15 protein-coding genes are annotated in these 18,525 nt (G+C 71.9%); 8 read left to right on the top strand and 7 right to left on the bottom strand.

Annotation, left to right across the window (positions count from 1 at the left end; all coding sequences use genetic code 11):
- Together ACZ4MF_RS05575 and ACZ4MF_RS05570 are read left to right on the top strand one after the other, a co-directional pair.
- Entirely contained in the window at positions 1-546 is a 546-nt protein-coding gene (locus ACZ4MF_RS05575; RefSeq protein WP_467490057.1) for a hypothetical protein, read from the top strand.
- Positions 543-1,142 carry an HAD-IA family hydrolase gene (locus tag ACZ4MF_RS05570; protein WP_467490055.1) on the top strand — a complete coding sequence of 200 codons (600 nt, stop codon included), beginning with the start codon at positions 543-545 and terminating at the stop codon, positions 1,140-1,142. The genes ACZ4MF_RS05575 and ACZ4MF_RS05570 overlap by 4 nt, the downstream gene beginning before the upstream one ends.
- On the opposite strand, the gene ACZ4MF_RS05565 is transcribed toward ACZ4MF_RS05570, so the two are convergent.
- The gene (locus ACZ4MF_RS05565) at positions 1,128-2,291 is read right to left on the bottom strand and encodes a transcriptional regulator (RefSeq protein ID WP_467490053.1); all 1,164 of its coding nucleotides are present in this window, start codon (positions 2,289-2,291) and stop codon (positions 1,128-1,130) included. The two genes, ACZ4MF_RS05570 and ACZ4MF_RS05565, sit on opposite strands and share 15 nt — an antisense overlap.
- Before the next feature lie 553 nt (positions 2,292-2,844).
- On the opposite strand from ACZ4MF_RS05565, the gene ACZ4MF_RS05560 reads away from it, so the two are divergent.
- Positions 2,845-3,987: a methyltransferase domain-containing protein gene (locus tag ACZ4MF_RS05560; protein WP_467490051.1), complete on the top strand. Its 1,143-nt coding sequence runs from the start codon at positions 2,845-2,847 to the stop codon at positions 3,985-3,987.
- Here ACZ4MF_RS05560 and ACZ4MF_RS05555 read toward each other — a convergent pair.
- Positions 3,950-4,201, bottom strand: coding sequence for a GntR family transcriptional regulator (locus ACZ4MF_RS05555; protein WP_467490049.1), 252 nt, complete (start codon positions 4,199-4,201; stop codon positions 3,950-3,952). The two genes, ACZ4MF_RS05560 and ACZ4MF_RS05555, sit on opposite strands and share 38 nt — an antisense overlap.
- A gap of 165 nt (positions 4,202-4,366) precedes the next feature.
- Here ACZ4MF_RS05555 and ACZ4MF_RS05550 point away from each other — a divergent pair, with 165 nt between their 5' ends.
- Both ACZ4MF_RS05550 and ACZ4MF_RS05545 read left to right on the top strand, forming a co-directional pair.
- Positions 4,367-4,699, top strand: a complete 333-nt coding sequence (locus ACZ4MF_RS05550; RefSeq protein WP_467490047.1) for a hypothetical protein — start codon at positions 4,367-4,369, stop codon at positions 4,697-4,699.
- A complete protein-coding gene (locus ACZ4MF_RS05545) occupies positions 4,699-4,932 on the top strand; it encodes a hypothetical protein (RefSeq protein ID WP_467490045.1) in 234 nt (77 codons plus the stop codon). Before ACZ4MF_RS05550 ends, ACZ4MF_RS05545 begins: the two co-directional genes overlap by 1 nt.
- A gap of 180 nt (positions 4,933-5,112) precedes the next feature.
- Here ACZ4MF_RS05545 and ACZ4MF_RS05540 read toward each other — a convergent pair whose 3' ends face one another.
- Positions 5,113-9,921: a DNA repair ATPase gene (locus ACZ4MF_RS05540; protein ID WP_467490043.1), complete on the bottom strand. Its 4,809-nt coding sequence runs from the start codon at positions 9,919-9,921 to the stop codon at positions 5,113-5,115.
- Between the two features lie 137 nt (positions 9,922-10,058).
- Positions 10,059-12,335 (bottom strand): flotillin family protein, encoded by a 2,277-nt coding sequence (locus tag ACZ4MF_RS05535; protein WP_467490041.1) that lies wholly within the window; start codon positions 12,333-12,335, stop codon positions 10,059-10,061.
- A gap of 250 nt (positions 12,336-12,585) precedes the next feature.
- Here ACZ4MF_RS05535 and ACZ4MF_RS05530 point away from each other — a divergent pair, with 250 nt between their 5' ends.
- Positions 12,586-13,665, top strand: coding sequence for a PucR family transcriptional regulator (locus ACZ4MF_RS05530; RefSeq protein ID WP_467490039.1), 1,080 nt, complete (start codon positions 12,586-12,588; stop codon positions 13,663-13,665).
- 174 nt (positions 13,666-13,839) lie between these two features.
- Here the strand turns inward: ACZ4MF_RS05530 and ACZ4MF_RS05525 are convergent, their stop codons facing one another.
- The 3 genes from ACZ4MF_RS05525 to ACZ4MF_RS05515 all read right to left on the bottom strand — a co-directional run bounded on the left by ACZ4MF_RS05525 (position 13,840) and on the right by ACZ4MF_RS05515 (position 16,266).
- Entirely contained in the window at positions 13,840-14,787 is a 948-nt protein-coding gene (locus ACZ4MF_RS05525) for an MIP/aquaporin family protein (protein ID WP_467490037.1), read from the bottom strand.
- Positions 14,788-14,857: 70 nt separating this feature from the next.
- Complete coding sequence (locus ACZ4MF_RS05520) at positions 14,858-15,523, bottom strand: SDR family NAD(P)-dependent oxidoreductase (RefSeq protein WP_467490035.1); 666 nt, start codon at positions 15,521-15,523, stop codon at positions 14,858-14,860.
- Between the two features lie 65 nt (positions 15,524-15,588).
- Positions 15,589-16,266 carry a DUF4328 domain-containing protein gene (locus tag ACZ4MF_RS05515; RefSeq protein WP_467490033.1) on the bottom strand — a complete coding sequence of 226 codons (678 nt, stop codon included), beginning with the start codon at positions 16,264-16,266 and terminating at the stop codon, positions 15,589-15,591.
- Positions 16,267-16,450: 184 nt separating this feature from the next.
- On the opposite strand from ACZ4MF_RS05515, the gene ctaD reads away from it, so the two are divergent.
- Positions 16,451-18,169 carry an aa3-type cytochrome oxidase subunit I gene (gene ctaD, locus ACZ4MF_RS05510; RefSeq protein WP_467490031.1) on the top strand — a complete coding sequence of 573 codons (1,719 nt, stop codon included), beginning with the start codon at positions 16,451-16,453 and terminating at the stop codon, positions 18,167-18,169.
- Complete coding sequence (locus ACZ4MF_RS05505) at positions 18,166-18,522, top strand: cytochrome C oxidase subunit I (protein ID WP_467490029.1); 357 nt, start codon at positions 18,166-18,168, stop codon at positions 18,520-18,522. The genes ctaD and ACZ4MF_RS05505 overlap by 4 nt, the downstream gene beginning before the upstream one ends.
- The last annotated feature ends 3 nt before the right edge of the window (positions 18,523-18,525 follow it).

Below are 18,525 nucleotides of genomic sequence, written 5' to 3'. Positions count from 1 at the left end.
GTGAACGCTTCCTCTCAGCCGCCCGCCGGGCAAAAGCAGCCGCGTAGCCCGGTCGTCGCGCTGCTGGTGACGACCGTGCTGGTGCTGGCGCCCCTGGTGTACGGACTGTGCTACGTGAGCCAGGACGCGCTCGCCTGCTTCGGGCGGCCGGCCCGTTGCTCGGGCCGGCGCGACGAGGTGATGTCGCTGGTGCACGCCGGCCTGGCGCTCGTCGGCGCGCCCGTCGGCGGCGCCATGCTCCTCGGAGTCACCGGCGCGCTGCTCAGGCGCCGGGCAGCCGTATGGACGGCGACCGGTGCGCTGCTGGGCGCGCTGGCCATGTGGTTCGTCGCGCTCTACGTCGTGGGCCAGCCTTCTCGCACTGGGAGTTCTGACCACCGGACCGCCGCCGTACGGCGTCAGCGGGTCTCCATGTCGCCACGGCACGGGTCACGGGGTCGTCTTCGGGGTCGAGGAGTCGGTGTGTACGGGCGCTGCCGCAACTTCCCTACGGATCGTAGGCTTTGGGAATGGCGACAACCGCAGAGACCACGTTCGATGGCGTGATCTTCGACTTCTTTGGGGTCCTGACCTTCAACATGGTCGAGGTGATCTCCTATTTCGAGGACCGGGAGAGGATCGCCCGGGGAACCTTTCTTCGCGCGTGGGCCGACCCACGAGGACAGGAACTCTTCCGGAAGCTCGAACTCGGTCAGATCACCCAGACCGACTGGAACAACGGATTTGCTGCCCTGGTCGGTGTCGCTCCCGCCGACCTGATGGCCCGCTATCTCCACGACGCCTTCCCGGCCCATCAGGTGCTCAATGCGGCCCGACAGGCACGGGCTGCCGGGATCAGAACCGCGGTGTTGTCCAACAGTCTCGGGCGGGAGCCGTACGACCCCTACGCAGGGTTCGACCTGCACGGCACCTTCGACGAGGTCGTGTTCTCCGCGGAGCACGGAGTGCGCAAGCCCGACCCCGCCATCTTCCACCTGGTGCTCACGAAGCTCGGCGTGCCGGCCGAACGGTGCCTGTTCGTCGACGACAGCGAAGAGAACCTCGCTGCCGCCCACACGCTCGGCATCACACCGCTCCTGGCGCTGGACGAGAAGGTGGTGGCTGGGCGGCTGCGTGACCTGCTCGGCCTATCCGGCCTGTAGGAACTCGCGTACGGCCGCGTGCGCGGTATGCGGGGACAACTTCACGCGCAAGCCCTTCAGTTCGGAGGCCGAGCGCGCGGAGTCCACCGAGCCGAGGCATCTGGCCGCATGGCGTGCCTTGGCCACCGCAGCGTCCAGGTCGTGCATGGCGAGATGTGCCTCTGCGGCACGGGCCAGGTAGATCGCGTTACTGCGCGGGTACTCCTCGTCGCCGGGGTACGACGCTTTCATGGCGGCCTCGAAGCGGCGTACCGCTTCGGCCGGATCCCCGAGATGCAGAGCCGCCGAACCGGCGATCATTTCGATCTCGCCGTAGTCCACCCAGTACAGGGTCTTCGGGTCGTCATCGTGTGCTCCCTTGTCCAGTGCTATGCGGGCAAGGTGGAGTTGGCGGGCGCACTCCTTCTTCGCGCCGGTCTTCGACAGTGCGCGGGCGGTGCGGGCGGCCAGCATGGCGTGCATGCGTGGCGTCGCCCTCCCCTTCACCTGTTCTTGTGCCGCCCGAAGGAGCGAGATCGCTCTGCTTGCCTGCCCGGGGGTGGAGTAGCACTGGATCGCGGCGAACGAGAGCCCGTAGGCACCGCTGATCGGATCACCGGCCTCGGCGGAGGCGCGGAGGGCACCGTCGAAGAAGCGCTGGGCGATGCCGGGACGTCCCTGGTCGAAGGCCGCCCATGCGACCTGCCGAGCCGCCTCCGAAGCCATTGCATGCAAGTGGTCCACGGTCGGACCGTCGTAACGGCGCGATTTGATCAACCGGACAATCAGGAGCAGTTCACTGCGGGCCAATTGGAACACCTCGCCGCTGCCGAGTTCGTCATCAAGATGCCTCAGGTGATCAAGACGGTCATCCACATGAGCCAAGAGAGCCGGGCCGGCGGGGAGAGCCGCGGGCGTCGTGGCCGACCCCACCGGCGCCAGGGCCTTGGACCAGCTGCTCGCCGAGACGGAGAGTGCCGCTCCGGCCGACAGGAAGCCTCTGCGATCCACACTGCCTCCCTTCAGCAGCTCGGTGAGAACAGTCAGGCACCCGGGCTGGTCCCACGGCATGTCCTTGGCGCCCGTCGAGCCGGTGTCGTGCAGCGCCGTCGCGAAGGCGCCGCCGGTGCGCAGCACCCTGTCGTAGGCCGCGGCAACGTCGGCGGTCACGGACCGGTTCCCGTTCTCCACGTTGCGCAGGTACGCCTCGCCGAACCCCGCCTCACGGGCGAACCTCGCCCACACCATGCCGGATGCCCTGCGTGCCTCCCGCATGTGGTCGCGGAGCTGATCGGACATCAGCCTCCCTCTCCTGCTTGGGATCGGTACTGGATCGGGCGACCTCATTGTCTCCCCGCCGGGTGGCGGTGTGTGCTCATCTCGGCACACACCGCGACAGGTTCGGCCGTTCCCGAGCCCGTCGCCAGGTTCGTGGAACGCCACGGGCAAGAGAGGACAAGCGCATGAGCAAAGAGAAGAACCCGCCTCCCCCGCCGCAGCCGTCAGGCCCCGCCAAGCCGCGACCGGCGGACCGGGACACGTAGCTGCCAAGACGGACCAGGAAATCCCCACACACCAACGTCAGCGTGATCCGAAGGAGCAATCCCATGGCAGGCGAGCACGGAGACGGCAAGGGCGGAGCCGACGGCGACAAGAAGCAGTCGCCGAAGGAGAGCGACGGGCAGTGGCCCAAGCCGATCAGCAATCCGAAGAAGTGAAGCAAGTGACATCGCAGAAGCGGCTGGTCGAGATTCTGGCCAGCAAAGGCACGCTTCCGGCCGAGTGGCGGGCGGCCGTTGAGTCCGTGGACCGTGGCCTGTTCATCCCCGACCGGTTCGAGGGCGGCGACAAGATGGCCGACCCGGATCAGTGGGCGCGGCTCGTCTACGGCGATGTACCCGTCGTCACGCAGGTCGATGACGGCGAGGACGACGGACCCGGAAGGCCGACGTCCTCCAGCTCGATGCCGTCGATGATGCTCGACATGCTGTCGCTCCTCGACGTCCACGACGACCATCGGGTCGGCGAAGTCGGCGCCGGTACGGGCCTGAACGCCGCATGGCTCGCCCACCGGCTGGGCTGCGAGAACGTCGTCACCATCGAGTACGACGCGGCTGTCGCGGAGCAGGCTCGGGCCAATCTGAAGGCGGCCGGGCTGCCGGTACGGGTGATCACCGGCGACGGTATGGCCGGCGTCCCGACACCCGCTCCACTGGACCGGCTCATCTGCACGTGCGCCGTCCGCTCGATCCCGTACGCATGGGTCGGGCAGACGCCCGGCGGAAAGATCGTCACTCCCTGGGGCGGGTCGTTCCACTCGTACTCGTTCGCCGTGCTGGACGTGGCCGACGGTGTGGCACAAGGCCGGTTCACCGGCTACCCCGAGTTCATGTGGGCCCGGAACCAACGGGGTCGGCAGTGGGCCATCGCCGACGTCTACCACCGGCAGGAGGGAGCGAAGTCCACCACCACCATCGACCCCCACGACATCGACACCCACGCCGATGCCCTGTTCGCGATCGGCACCCAGCTCCGTGACGCCTACCCGCAGCTCCACCATGCCGACGACGGCTCCGGCGAAGCCACCTACTGGATCCTCGGCGACGACCGGATCTCGTGGGCAACGGTGGAGTACGTGCCCGGCCGTACGAGGTTCGAGGTCGAGCAGTACGGTCCCCGACGGCTGTGGGACGAGACAGCGGCCGCCTGGGAGTGGTGGCTGACCCAAGAGCGGCCGGACCGTGACCGATTCGGACTGACCGTCGACCGAGACGGCCAGCGGGTATGGCTCGACGAACCTGACCGGCTGGTACCGGCACCAACTGCGGTCAGCCGGCGGACCCGCCTGCCCCGGACGCATCCGTAACGAACGATCCCATGCCGGGCGTGGTGATGATCAAGCCGTCCTCTCGGAGGGCGGCCGTCGCCTTCCGAACGGTGGTGCGTGCCACGCCGAATTCCTGCTCCAGCCGGACTTCGGAAATCAGTGCGCGAGGTGCGTACTCGCCGGTCGTGATCCTCTCGCGAAGGATGTCGGCGATCTGCACCCACTTGGGCCGGGTGGGGTCGAACTCAATCACGGGCCGGACTGTACGCAGCAACCTACACCCGAACATAGATGCTGCCATAGGCGCCTATCTATGGACAGGGGTATACAGGCTGGCTATCGTGAGCCACACAAAGACCCCCGCGACGGGTGGAGCCGTCCGGGGGCGTGGCCACCAGCTAATAAGGAGCTGCTGACAATGAGCATTATCCACGCGCTTTTACGGTGGGTGCTGGGCGTATTCGCACCCGGTACCGGTCGGCGCCGGGCCTGTACGCGCCCCACCACACCGGCACCCGCAAGGCGGCCCGACACGCCCCACGCGACCGCCCCTGCACTTCCCGCCCACCGCTCCCCCTACGGCCTGCACGCCTCCCTCGCCGGAGAGGCGACCGCCCCGGTCCGCCCATATGTCCTGGCGGTCGAGCGGGAGCGGGCGCGGCAGTACCGACGCCGTGTCGCCCTGGTCCTGGCCGCCGACTTCGGGGTCGACCTCGACCGGCACGTCGTCGGCGCGGAGGCGGTGGCCTGATGGACGCGAATCCCGAGCGCCCCGAGGCGGAGCCGGGCGGACGGCGGCCGGTGCGGATGTGCGTCCGCTGCAACGGCACCACCGACCAGCCGGTCGTCGTCTCCGAGGTGCACGCCAACACCGGTCCCGGCTTCAACGTGTACGCCTGCCCGGACTGCGCGACGCACTTCCCGCCCCAGCCGGACGTGCTCATCCTCCTGCCCCGCTCCTGCCGTGCAGGGGATGAGCCGTGAGCGCCCCCACCACGGCGGACACGTCGACACGGTCGGCCGAGTGCACGCTCGCCACGCGCAGCGGGTACGAAGACCTGCACGCCCGGTGCCGTCAGACCACGGACGTCCCCCTGCCCCACAGCACAGGCCTGCTGTTGGTGCACCGCTGCCGCTGCGCCTGTCACCGGCGGGGAAGTCCCCTCACCCCTCCCCCCTGATCGCCGACTCCACCGCCGCCACCCGGTCCGCCAGCAGGCCGAGGGCGGCGACGGCGCGGGTCAGAGGGGCGTCCTCGGGGCCGCCGAGTGCGCGGGCGCGGACGTGGGCGGACTTCACCTCGGCCCAGCGGGCGGACTGCTCCTCGCTCAGGTCGCCGCGCAGCTCCGCCAGTTTCAGCAGGTTGGCCTCGGCGCCCGTGGTGAGGGTCTGGGCCTCGGCCGTGTAGTGGTCGTGGACGACGGCCTCGCGCTCGGCGTCGTTCATGACCGGGCGCAGCCGCTGGGCGATCCTGTTCATGTCGCGGTAGGAGCCCTGGAGGCGGAACGGGGGTTCCGTGCGGGCCGCCTCGGACTGGGCGGCGGAGGCGATGTAGGCGGCGTTCACGGCCAGGACCGTCTCGCGGACGGTGAGAGCGTGTCGCAACAGCCGTACGACGCCGTCGAGTTCGGAGGCGGAGAGAGGGGGTGCGAGGTGGTCCGCGTGGGCCGTCGGGTCGCCGGACGCCAGCCGGACCAGTTGGTCCAGGTCGGCCCGGTCGCGGGCGGCGAGCGGGGCGAGGACCGGGTTGGCGGTGAGGGCGTTCTCCAGGAAGCTGAGCGCGAAGACGTCCTCCTTGCCTGTGAGGACGTCGCCGAGGTTCCACACGTCGGCCCGGTTGGCGAGCATGTCGGGGATGCGGAAGCGCTCGCCGGACTCGGTGTACGGGTTGCCGGCCATGCACACCGCGAACCGCTTGCCGCGCAGGTCGTAGGTGCGCGGCTCGCCGTCCCGGACGCCGTCCACCCGCCGCGTCGCGTCGCACAGCGGGATGAACTTCTGCAGCAGCTCGGGCGAGGTGTGCTGGATGTCGTCCACATACAGGAGCGTGTTGTTGCCGGCCGCCAGCGCGAAGTTGATCTTCTCGATCTCGTGCCGGGCCGTCGCGTTCGGGGCGTCGGCCGGATCCAGCGAGGTGACGCTGTGGCCGAGTGCCGGGCCGCTGACCTTGACCAGCATCAGGCCGAGCCGGTCGGCGACGTACTCCATGAGCGTCGTCTTGCCGTAGCCGGGCGGGGAGACGAGCAGGAGCAGGCCGCCGGTGTCGGTGCGCTTCGTCTCGCCGGTGGTGCCGAGCTGGCGGGCCAGGCTGTCGCCGATCAGGGGGAGGTACACCTCGTCGACCAGGCGGCCCCGGACGAACGCCGACATCACGCGGGGGCGGTGGTCGTCCAGGCGGAGCCGGTCGCGTTCGGCCGCCACCAGGGCCATACGGCGGCGCTGGTAGGCGCGGAAGGCGGGGACGTCCGTGGCGGTGAAGCGGGTCGTGCGGGACAGGAACTCATCGACGCGAAGGGTCAGTTGGCCGGCGGTCACGCGCGGGTGCGTGCCCAGCAGGCCGTCCGCCGTGGCCGTGAGCGGGGCGTCGCCGTCGTAACGGGGCAGGGCGGGGCACAGCTCGGCGGCCACCGCCTCCGCCAGTTCGCCGGGGCCGGTCTCGGTGCCGGTCGCGGCGGCGTACGCGCCGAGCCAGGCCGCGACCACCTGCCGGCGGGCGGCGAGCTCCGTCAGCCCCTCCAGGTCGGCACGGTAACTCCCGTCCGTGTGGCGGAACTTCTCCAGCAGGGTGCGCGCCACCGCCCCGAGCACGAAGCCCTCCGGGCCACAGGTCAGCTCCTCGAAGAGGTACGCGGCGGCCGGGCCGGCGGGCCCGGAACGGTCCCACTCCCCGATCGCCGCCGCCAGCTCCCGCTCCAGTTCCGCGACGGCCGGTACGGCGCCGAAGGTGTCCCGGGCGCGGGCCAGCGACACCGCCCGCCGGGTCCAGGCCGTGCGGGCCTCCTCCGTCGTGCCGTGTGCCCAGAACAGCTGGGCGGCGGACCGGGCGGCCGGCTCGTGGCGCAGGGTCCCGGCGCCCTCGTACAGGGGCAGCAGCGCACGCAGCAGGACCGTCGCGTCGTGGTCGTGGACGCCGCGCTCGTAGCCCTCGTCGTACGACTCCTGCGCCGCCCGGCGCACCAGGTCCGGCAGGTCGTCGGCGGCGGCGAGGGCGGCCGGGCCGTGCTCGGCGAGCAGGCGGGCGGCCAGGTACTCGGCGCGGTACACCTCCGGTGACTCGGAGGCCAGATGGCGCTCCCAGTAGGGGCGGTACGCCGCGAAGTCGGGGTCGGTGACCGGGGCGCGGTAGTCCGTGCCGGTCACCGCGAAGGCGAGGGCGTCGCCGTGCGGGACGAGGGTGAGGTCGAGCGGCTGGGTGTTGACGGCGAAGCGGTGGCCGCCGAGCAGCAGGGTGCGGCCGTCGTCCGCGTACAGGTCGGCGCGGTCGCGCAGCGCGCGGGCCGCCTCCTGGCGGGCGGACTTCAGGCGCCCGTCCAGCTCCTCGGCGCGCACGCTGTCGCCGAGGGCGCGCAGTTCGTCGGCGGTGCGGCGGACCTTGCCGACCAGCGGGTCGGAGGCGAAGTAGGTGGTGACCGCCTCCGTGTCGGCCAGTGTGGCCGCCCGGCGGGCGATCGTCTCCAGCATGCGGCCGGCCGAGACGGCGAGCTGTTCGGCGCGGCGGGCACGGGCGTCGGCGAGGGACTGTTTGCGCGCGGCGAAGGCCTCGTAGACCTCGGCGCGCCGGTCGGCCAGTTCGGCGAGGAAGTCGTCGAACTCGGCGAACCGGCCGTCCAGGTCCTCCAACCGGCCGAGGACGGTGGTGAGTTGGTCGTCGCACTCCTGCGGGGTGGCGCAGGCGCCGAGCGCGGCGGTGACGGCCTGGGCGAGCAGGGCGGTCTCGGCGGCGAACTCGGCGCGCCCCTCGCTGTCCTGGAGGGCGCGGCGGCGGGCGTCGAGGGTGGCCCGAGCGCGGTTGACGCCGCCCAGCACGTCGGCGATCCGCTCCAGCACGGCGGTGCGGACGGTGGCGTCGGCGATGTCGAGGCCGGTGACGACCTCGGTGACCGTGCGCAGCCCGTCGGCGAGGTCGTCGAGGCGGGCGGCGACGGGTGCGGCCGCGGCGACGGTCGGGGCGGCCGCCGCGTCGGCGACGAGCCGCTCGACCTCCGCCCGCTGCCCGGTGAAGGCGTCCTCGCGGGCCAGGAACGACACCGCGCGCCGGCCGAACGCGGCGAGGTCGTCCTCGGCGGCGGACGCCAGCTCCGCCAGCCGGTCGGCGTCGACGTACCGCAGCTCCCGCAGGGTGAGCAGGTGGCCGTGCCCGTGGCGCAGTTCGGTCAGCCCGCGCACCCAGGCGGCGGCCTCGCGCGGGGCCTCGCCGCGCAGCCGGCGCACGACGGCGGCGATCCGCTCGGCGGCCCCGTCCAGCGCCTCGGCGGCCTGCCGGGTCAGCTCCCGCACTGTCTCGAACTCGGCCAGCACCCGCTCGGCGGTGCCCCGCACTTCCTCCAACGGACCGGCCAGCTCGCCGAGTTCGGGATCGGCGAGCCAGTGGTGGGTGTCGGCGGCGCGCACGCAGGCGGCGGCCAGCGCCCGGTAGCCCGCGCCGGTCTCGATCCCGTCGGCGACCAGCCGGGCCACCGACAGACAGTCGGCGAGCCCGCGCACGAGGTCGGCGTTGCCGACGCGGGCGAGCGGCCCGGTGCCGGTGCGCAGGGCGGCGGCGTGGGTGTCGGAGACGTACGGCGAGGTCCACCACTGGAGGGGGTGGGTGTGCGCGGGTTCGTCGCCGCCCGCGCGCAGCACGGCGAGCGCGCCGTCGGCGAACAGGGCCCAGCCCCGGCACGGCAGCGGCGTCTCCACCTCCTTGCGCAGGGTGTTGTACGGCAGCAGCAGCGTGCGGCCGCCGGCCCGGTCGCGGAACGCGTACAGCACGTCCTCGCCGTTCGGCGAGCGCACCTCGTGTTCGAACTCCAGCCCCTGCACGTCGAGTTCATAGGTCTTGTGGCCGCCGCCGGCCAGGCAGTAGCCGCCCGGGAAGACGATGCCCTGCTCCTCGGGGAGCCGGCGGCAGGCCTGCCCGATGCCGTCGAGGCGGACCACCGTACGGGTCAGGGTGTCGAAGACCAGGTGCCGGTCGGCGTCCTCCTTGTACGGCCGCACGCGCAGCAGCACCAGCGGGCCGGCCTGGGCGTGCGCGACGGCCGCGTCGGCGAGGGACTGGAGCGGTTCCCGCACCGGCTCGGTGTGCAGCGTTTCCCCGTCGGGGGTGCGCACGACGAGGGCTCCGCCGACGGTCGTGACCCCGAGGCCGCCGGGGACGGCCACGTAGGGGTCGCGGCCGAGGACGTGGTCCTCACGGGTGGTCTCCGTCCAGATGACGTCCTGGCCGGGCGGGAAGACGTCGTCGCGGTCGCCGCGCGCGTCGAGGAACGCCGCCCGGCCGTCGTCGGCCACGCTCCAGCGCAGGACGCGCACGTCGTCGGCCTTCTCGCCGGTGCGGAACACCGCGAGGAGCCGGCCCTCGACCCGGCGCAGCCGCAGCAGGCGGGCTTCGCGGTAGTAGCGGTGCAGGGCGGTGAACTCCCGTACGAACGCCGGGTCGTCGAGCAGCCCGGGCACGGCGTCCTGCGGCAGGCGCTCGCCGGAGCGGTCGTACAGCCCGAGGACGTCGGCGACGGACGCCTCGGTGCCGTCGGCCGTCCGCCCGGTGCCGCCGAAGAGGAGGACGCCGCCGACGGCCACGATGTCGCTCGGCACGCACGGGTGGCCGGTGCCGAGGCGGGCGGTGGTCGCCAGCTCGACCCGGGCCGAGCCGAACTCGTCGGCTCGGCGGGTGTTCAGCGTTTCCGCCCTGCGGGCAAGCTCGGCGGCGTGGGCGGTGAGGCGGTCGCGGAGGAGGTCGTAGGTGCCGGCGTCGACGGTGCCGGTTGCCATGGCGGATGTTTCCCTTCAGGGACGTGCGGCTACGAGCTCGGGGGTACGGGACGCGTGCCGGGCGCGGTCGTGGTGGGCTGATCGGGCCCACGCGGCGGAGCCGCATATCGATACGGCCCCGCGCCCCTGAGGGCGCTTCAGTGCAGCGCGTTCTTCCCGTTCAGCGCCGCCAACGGCGTCTCCGCCAGGCCCAGTTCGCCGGCCCGCTCCAGGAGTTTCTGGATGTCGGCCGACCGGGATCCTCCGCCGTTCATCAGCTTCATCAGCAGCGCCGACACCGTCAGGTTCCGCACGTCCGCCGTGCCCACGGATCCCAGGATCCGGCTCAGGTCGTCCGTGAAGCTGGCCGAGCCGTCCAGCCAGGGGCCCGCCAGGGCCTGTGCCGTGCGGGAGTTGTCCACGAAGCCGTCCACGCCCTTGCCGAGCGCGACCGAGGACACCAGCCGGTCGAAGAAGACGGACTCCCCGCCGACGATGTCGATGTCGGCGTTCTCCAGCCCGGTCGCGAGGACGGCCGCCTGCGCCTCGGCGACCTGCCGCTGCGTCTCCAGTCCGGCCAGCCGGATCTCCTTCTCCGCCTGGAGCCTCAGCCGGTACTCCTCGTGCCCGCGCGACGCGTCGTCCAACGCGGCCATCGCGGCGGCCTTCTCGGTGAGGCCCTCGGCCTCGGCCTTCAGCTTCTCGCCGATGGCGGCGGCCTCCGCGAGCGCCCGAGCCTTGGCGCCCTCCGCCTCGGCCAGGCCCTTGGCCCGCACGCCCTCGGCCTCGGCCCGCAGCCGCGCCTCGGTGGCCTGCGCCGCCGCCTGCGCGCCCTGGGCCTCCGCGAGCCCCCTGGCCCGCGCGCCCTCCGCCTCGGCCTTCAGCCGGGCCGAGGTGGCCTCCGCCGCGGCCCGCGCCGCCTCGGCCTCCGCGAGCCCCTTCGCCCGCGCGCCCTCGGCCTCGGCGAGCGCCCTGGCCTGGGTGCCCTCGGCCTCGGCGCGCAGCCGGGCCTCCGTGGCCTCCGCCTCCGCGCGCCCGGCCTTGACGGTGACCTCGGCCTCCTTGTCGCGGACCTGGACGGCGGCCAGTCCCTCGGCGGCGGCCTCCGCCTGGACGCCTTCGGCGAGCCGCAGCTTGGCGCGGGCGTCGAGGTCGGCGGTCTTCAACCGGGCCTCGGCCAGGGTGAGTTCCTCACCGGCGCGGTGCGTGGCCGCCTGCTCCGCCGCCTCCGCCGCCTTGATGTCCTTGACCAGCCTCTCCTGCGCCTCCGCCTCGGCGGCGATGACGAGGGCCTGCCGCTCGCGCTCGGCCTCCTCGACCACGCGGAGCTTCTTGATGGACTCCTCCTGCTCGGCGACCGTACGGTCCACCGCGACCCGCTCCCGGATGACCTCGGCGATCTCCCGCTTCTCCGCCTCGACCTCCTTCTCGGCGGAGATCTTCGTCAGCTGGGTCTCCCGCTCGCGGGCGATGACCTCCAGCAGCCGGTCCTTCTCGATGCGCTCGTTCTCGACGGCGATGACCCGCTCGCGGTTCTTCGCTGCGACGGCGATCTCCCGGGCCTGGTTCTCGCGCTGCACGCCGAGCTGTTCCTCGGTGCGCAGGAAGGCGCCCTGGGCGCGCAGCCGTTCCTCCTCCACCACGCGGGCGGTCTCGGCCTCCTCGCGGGCGCGGGACGTCTCGATCTCCCGCTTCTGCTTGATCTCGGCGTCCGCCTGCCGGCGCTCCAGCTCCAGGATGGTCTCGCGCGCGTCGACGTTCTGCCGGGTGATCTCCTTCTGCTCGGTGCGCTGGGCCTCGTTGGTGCGCACGTGCTCGATCGCCGTCAGCTCGGTGATCTTGCGGATGCCCTGGGCGTCGAGGACGTTGGCCGGGTCGAGCTGGGTGAGCGGGGTCTGCTCCAGGTAGTCGATCGCGGCGTCCTCAAGGTGGTAGCCGTTGAGGTCGATGCCGATCAACTCGATGACGTGGTACCGGAGTTCCTCGCGCTTGGTGTAGAGGTCGGTGAAGTCCAGCTGCTTGCCGACGGTCTTCAGCGCCTCGGAGAACTTCGCGTGGAACAGCTCCTGGAGGGTGTCCTGGTGGCTGGCGCGTTCGGTGCCGACGGTCTGGGCGACCTTGATGACGTCCTCGACGGTCTTGTTGACCTTCACGAAGAACAGGATCCGGATGTCGGCGCGGATGTTGTCCCGGCAGATCAGACCGTCCCGGCCGGCGCGGCTGATCTCGATCGTCTTCACCGAGATGTCCATGACCTCGGCCTTGTGCAGGATCGGCAGCACGACCTGGCCGGTGAAGGACACGTCCACCCGGCGCGTCTTCGACACGATCAGGGCCTGGCTCTGGTCGACCTTGCGGTACAGCCGCGAGAACCCGAACACCGCGAGCACCACGACGACGAGACAGACGGCGGCGAGCACGCCGAGGGCTTCCATGGCATACGTCCTTGCCTCAGACGACAGATCGGAGCCCCTGGCAGTCGCAGTTCCCGGTGCCGGACCTCGGCACGCATGCCGGCGTCCGGCACCGGAAACCCCCCGTAGTGCTCCCCACCGGCAATGGTGCAAGGGGGCGCGTGCCGGCGCATTGCCGGTTTCCGGCAGTGTTCACTAGGGTCTTTGTGCCGGACATGCGCTAAGAAGGCGTCACCGGCGCGTCAAGATCACGGGGGCGGGGGCGGACGGCGTGCGGGATCGCCATGACATATCCGGGCATTACGAGGACTATCTGGACGGTTTCGCCGACACGCTCGCCGAGGTCGTGGCCACCGGGCGCCGGCTGAGCAGGGAAGAGCTGAAGGCCCGCCGCACCCTGGGCGAGCAGGCCGCCGAGGCCGGACACGGCCTGCGCGCCCTGGTCGTCGCCCACCTCGCCGCCGCCCGCGGCGCCTGGCCGGTCGGCCCGGGCTCGGCCGAGAGCACACCGGCCGCCCTGGCCGCCGTGGAGCAGGCGGTGGACGCGTTCGCCGAGGGGTACGAGCGCGCCCAGCGGCTCACCGTGCGCCGCGAGGAGGCGGCCCGCCGGGAGTTCATCGACGACCTGCTGCACGGCCGCGGCGGCCTGGGCCGTCTGGCCGAGCGCGCCGAGCGCTTCGGCCTGCGCCTGTCCCGGGCGCACGCGGTGGCCGTGGCCGAGGGCCCGACGGCGTACGTCGAGGGCGGCGGAGTGGCCCGCACGGTGGAGGCCGCCGTACTCGGCCGCTTCGAGACCCGCAGCGTCCTGTTCACCACCAAGCACGGCCGGCTGCTGTGCATCGCGCCCGGCGACGAGGACGAGGTCCTCACCTACTTCGCCCAGCAGGCGTACGCGGCGACGGACGGCGGCCGGGTCGCCGTCGGCCGCGCCCAGCCGGGCCCCGGCGGCGTGGTCCAGTCGTACGAAGAGGCCCTGACCGCGCTGGAGATGGCCGAGCGCCTCGGCCTCGCGGACCCGGTCCTGCGCGCCGCCGACCTCCTCGTCTACCCGGTCCTGGCCCGGGACCGCCAGGCGATGGCCGACCTGGTCTCGCACGCCCTGGGCCCGCTGACGGAGGCGAGAGGCGGCGCGGTACCCCTGCTGGAGACCCTGACGGCGTACTTCGACGTGGGCTGCGTGGCGGCGGAGGCAGCCCGCCGCCTGTCCCTGAGCGTGCGGGCCCTCACCTACCGCCTGGAACGCATCCACCACCTCACCGGCGCCAACCCGGCCGACCCGGCCCACCGCTACATGCTCCAGACGGCCGTGATCGGCGCCCGCCTCCTGGACTGGCCGAACCGGCCGCTGTGACACACCGGCACGCCCCTCCGGGCCGGAAGAAGACGGGATACGTCAGCGTCCGCGAGGGCTGCCCGGGCAAGCGGCGGCGGCCAGGCGGGCCGCCGGCACCCGCGCCAACGACCCGTCCGAGTCGGGCAGTTGACACGTCCTCCGGCGGCCCCCTGACATTCCTCCCCTCCCGGGCTACCCGCCGTTGACGGTCCGCACCGGAGTCGACTCCCCGGGCTCCGGCGGCTCGGCCAGCTTCGCGCGCAGCAGCAGGACGTCACCGATGAACAGGTCGTAGACGACGATCCCGATCACGCCGCCGATCAGCGGGCCGGCGATCGGGATCCACCAGTAGTGGCTGAACGAGCCGGACACGCTGCCCGGGAAGGCCAGGCTCTGCCAGCCCTGGGACCAGATCAGCAGCCGCGGCCCGAAGTCGCGGGCCGGGTTGATGGCGTAGCCCGCGTTGGCGCCGTAGGACATGCCGACCGCGGCCACGACGAGGCCGACGACGAAGGGGGCGAGGTTGGACTGCACGGCCTGGTTGCGGACGTCGAGGACGGCGGCGATCAGCATGAGCAGGAACGCCGTACCGACGATCTGGTCGATCAGCGGGCCCCAGACGCCGCCGTGGAAGTACGGGGCGGGGAAGGTCGCGAAGATGGAGAAGGTGGCGTTGGTGTGGCCGTTCACCTTCGGGCCCGTCGCCGCCTTGTCGTAGGCGTGGATCGCGTCGTGGTAGACGAGGTAGACCAGCGCCGCGCCGGCGAAGGCGCCCACGACCTGGGCGAACCAGTACGGCACGACCCTGGCCCAGGAGAACCCGCGGCGCACGGCCATGGCGAGGGTGACCGCCGGGTTGAGATGGGCGCCGCTGACACCGCCGCCCACGTAGACGCCGAAGGTGACGCCCATCGCCCAGCCCCAGGTGATCAGCAGCCAGTCCCCGGCCGCGAGGAAGATCGTGGTGGGCGTGGCGGCCCGGCCGGAACCGGGCAGCGCGGCGACCGCCATCGCGACCACACCGCAGCCGAAGGCGATGAGGACGAAGGTCCCGAGGAACTCGGCGAGGCACTCGCCGAGGAGCCCTCCCCGGCGTCTGAGCCGGGACGGCTTGATGATCGTGGGGATTTCGACAGCCATGCCAAGCCCCCTCGAAGAGAGCATTACGGCCAACGTCACCATATTGGCCTATAAACCGGTACCGCGCAGTTCAGCTGTCGAGGTCGTCGGCGAAGTGCCGGAATCCGTGCCGCTCCCGGTGCAGGCCCCACAGCACCTCGGCGAGCACGTCGGGGTCCTTGCGCGCGTGCCCGGGCGTGATGGCGCCGGGGACGACCAGCTGGGCGACGTGGATGCCCTCGGCGGCGAGCCGGTCGTGCAGCAGATGCCCGTACGCGCTCTCCGCCGCGAACGCGATCGAGGTACCGGCCCGCTCCGGATGCGGTACGGCGGCGGTCCCGCCGTTGACGAGGAGGATCGTCCCGCGCCCGAGCCGCCGCATCCCCGGCAGCACCTGCTGCACGGCGGCGACGACCCCGTAGACGGAGAACTCGATCGGCCCGACCAACTCCCGGTGCCCGGTCTCCAGCACGGGCCGCATGAAGTCCCGGTGCGGCACCGGGCTGTACTGGAGCACCTCCACCGTCCCCAGCTCCCCGGCGGCCCGCTCCAGCGCCGCGGCCAGCTCCTGCGGTCTGCGCACGTCGGCGGTGAACCCCGCGGCCCGCACGCCGCTCGCGGCGAGGTCCTCGACGAGCCGGTCGAGGTGGTCCCGCCGCCGGGCGAACAGCGCCACGGCGAACCCCTCCCGCCCGAACCGCCGCGCGACCGCGGCCCCCAGCCCGGTCCCCGCACCCACGATGGCGACACTGCTCATGGGGGCCATCCGTACCGCACCCGGCGCCGCTCCACACCCCGCCGGCCCCCGGACCGCCCGGGGAACTACGCCGCCCCGGCCTCCCGCATCCGCTCCGTCTGCGCGGCGGTGACGGCCCGTACGGCGAAGAACCCGGCGATCGCGGCACCGACCACGGCCGCGTCGGACGTCAGCAGCGGCCAGACCTCGTGGTAGGCGCGGGCGATGATCTCGTCGGTGGAGTCGCTGTACACCAGCCCGACACCGCTGAGCATGCCGATCACCCACAGCACCCACCACACGTTCACGGAGACGGGCACCCGGCGCCCGGGCGCACTGCCGCGGAACGCGTCCACGACGATCCCGCGCGGGAACCACAGGTTGACCAGGGGCACGACCCACCCCAAGTACACCCAGATCCCGGCGTACTTCGGCTCGCTCCCCGACAGCGCGCGGGCGTTGTCGCGCAGCTGCCACAGCCAGGAGACGAAGAGCAGGGCGCACAGCGCGACGGCGGCACCGCCGGCCGACGTCACCAAGTGGTACGAGTCCTCCAGGGAGTTGAGCGGGCGGTGCACGCCGTCGCCCTGCTCGGGCGGGCCCGCGGCCGGTTCCCCGGCGGCGGCGAGCCGCAGCTCCCACACCCCCCGAACCACCCAGGCGAGCCCGGCCAGCAGCAGTCCCCCCGAAGCCAGCCGCCCGGAGGCCCTGATCGGCCGGAGCGCGAGCGGGCGGGCGGAGAGCGCGTTCATCTGTTCGGTCACCTGATCATCCTGTCCCACGGAAGGCGCCGCTGCGCCATCCGTGTGCATCCGTCATGCGATCGGCCGTGCGCGGGCCGTTCCGGCTCTCCCGCGCGGCGTCCGCGCGGCAAGGATGACGAGGAGCATGACGAGGCGCGGACGTCTTGGCGTGCGCGGAGCGCGAGCAGCGGGAGACAGACGACTTGTGAGCATCATCGACGAACCCCACGGTGCCGCCGCGGCCGCCGACTCGTACGAGAGCGAGGTGCCGCTCCGGGGCAGACAGCCCGGCGGCGTCGTGGTGAAGTGGCTGACGACCACCGACCACAAGACGATCGGCACGCTGTATCTGCTGACGTCGTTCGCGTTCTTCCTGGTCGGCGGCGTGATGGCGCTGCTCATGCGCGCCGAGCTGGCCCGGCCGGGCCTGCAGCTCATGTCGAACGAGCAGTTCAACCAGCTGTTCACGATGCACGGCACCGTGATGCTGCTGATGTTCGCGACACCGCTGTTCGCGGGCTTCACCAACTGGATCATGCCGCTGCAGATCGGCGCGCCCGACGTGGCGTTCCCGCGGCTGAACATGTTCGCCTACTGGCTGTACCTGTTCGGCTCGCTCATCGCGGTGGCCGGCTTCCTCACCCCGCAGGGGGCGGCCGACTTCGGCTGGTTCGCCTACTCCCCGCTGACGGACGCGATCCGCTCCCCTGAGGTGGGCGGCGACCTGTGGATCATGGGCCTGGCGTTCTCCGGCTTCGGCACCATCCTCGGCTCGGTCAACTTCATCACCACCATCATCTGCATGCGCGCCCCCGGCCTGACCATGTTCCGCATGCCGATCTTCTGCTGGAACGTGCTGCTGACCGCCGTCCTGGTCCTGCTCGCCTTCCCGGTCCTCGCGGCCGCGCTGTTCGCCCTGGAGGCGGACCGCAAGTTCGGCGCCCATGTCTTCGAGGCGACCAACGGCGGCGCGCTGCTGTGGCAACACCTCTTCTGGTTCTTCGGCCATCCCGAGGTGTACATCATCGCCCTGCCGTTCTTCGGCATCGTCTCCGAGATCATCCCGGTTTTCGCCCGCAAGCCGATGTTCGGCTACATGGGCCTGATCGCCGCGACCATCTCCATCGCCGGTCTGTCCATCACCGTCTGGGCGCACCACATGTACGTCACCGGCGGCGTGCTGCTGCCGTTCTTCTCCTTCATGACGTTCCTGATCGCCGTGCCGACCGGGGTGAAGTTCTTCAACTGGATCGGCACGATGTGGAAGGGCAGCCTGTCCTTCGAGACCCCGATGCTCTGGGCGGCGGGCTTCCTCGTGACGTTCCTCTTCGGCGGGCTGACCGGGGTCATCCTGGCCTCGCCGCCGCTGGACTTCCACGTCTCCGACTCGTACTTCGTGGTGGCCCACTTCCACTACGTCGTGTTCGGCACCGTCGTCTTCGCCATGTTCGCGGGCTTCCACTACTGGTGGCCCAAGATGACCGGCAAGATGCTGGACGAGCGGCTCGGCAAGATCACCTTCTGGACCCTGTTCGTCGGCTTCCACGGCACCTTCCTGATCCAGCACTGGCTGGGCGCCGAGGGCATGCCCCGCCGTTACGCCGACTATCTGGCGGCCGACGGCTTCACCGCGCTGAACACGGTCTCGACCATCAGCTCCTTCCTGCTCGGCACATCGATGCTGCCGTTCCTCTACAACGTGTGGAAGACCGCCAGGTACGGCGAGCCGGTGGGGGTCGACGACCCGTGGGGCTACGGCCGTTCGCTGGAGTGGGCCACCTCCTGCCCGCCGCCCCGGCACAACTTCGTGACCCTGCCCCGGATCCGCAGCGAGTCCCCGGCGTTCGACCTGCACCACCCCGACATCGCGATGGCGGAGCACGAACACCAGGTCCCCGTGCGGCCCGACCGAGGGCAGGCGTGACCGGCGCGGCCGGGCACGGAGCCGACGGCACGCTCGCCAACCAGGTGGAGGGATACCTCCTCTGGCAGGCGCGGATCGCCGAAGCGGAGCAGCGCGCGCGGGAGTTCACCGGTCCCCTGGACTGGCTGACGACCGCGCAGCGCGAGGAGATCGAGCGGCGCTACACCGCCGACAGCCTGCGCCGGGCCCGCGCCGACCTGGAGCGCGTCGCGGCCCGATGCCGGTCGCTGCGCACCGAGTACGAGCACCGCTACGCCGAGCTGCGCCGCCGCTGTCTGGCCGTGACCGTCGCCACCGCCGTCGCCGTGTGCGCCGGCTGCACGGCCGTGGCCGCCCTGTTCCTGGCCCTGTGACCG

Source organism: Streptomyces sp. NPDC025793 (genome assembly GCF_055558375.1).
The sequence above is the reverse complement of the archived record's forward strand: the minus strand, read 5'-3'. Positions and strand labels throughout refer to the sequence as shown.

Bases quoted from the DNA above. Each gene is read 5' to 3' on its own strand.
- ACZ4MF_RS05540 (WP_467490043.1), bottom strand. From the start codon at position 9,921: ATGGCAACCGGCACCGTCGACGCCGGCACCTACGACCTCCTCCGCGAC.
- ACZ4MF_RS05535 (WP_467490041.1), bottom strand. From the start codon at position 12,335: ATGGAAGCCCTCGGCGTGCTCGCCGCCGTCTGTCTCGTCGTCGTGGTG.
- ACZ4MF_RS05520 (WP_467490035.1), bottom strand. From the start codon at position 15,523: ATGAGCAGTGTCGCCATCGTGGGTGCGGGGACCGGGCTGGGGGCCGCG.
- ACZ4MF_RS05545 (WP_467490045.1), top strand. From the start codon at position 4,699: ATGGACGCGAATCCCGAGCGCCCCGAGGCGGAGCCGGGCGGACGGCGG.
- ACZ4MF_RS05550 (WP_467490047.1), top strand. From the start codon at position 4,367: ATGAGCATTATCCACGCGCTTTTACGGTGGGTGCTGGGCGTATTCGCA.
- ACZ4MF_RS05525 (WP_467490037.1), bottom strand. From the start codon at position 14,787: ATGGCTGTCGAAATCCCCACGATCATCAAGCCGTCCCGGCTCAGACGC.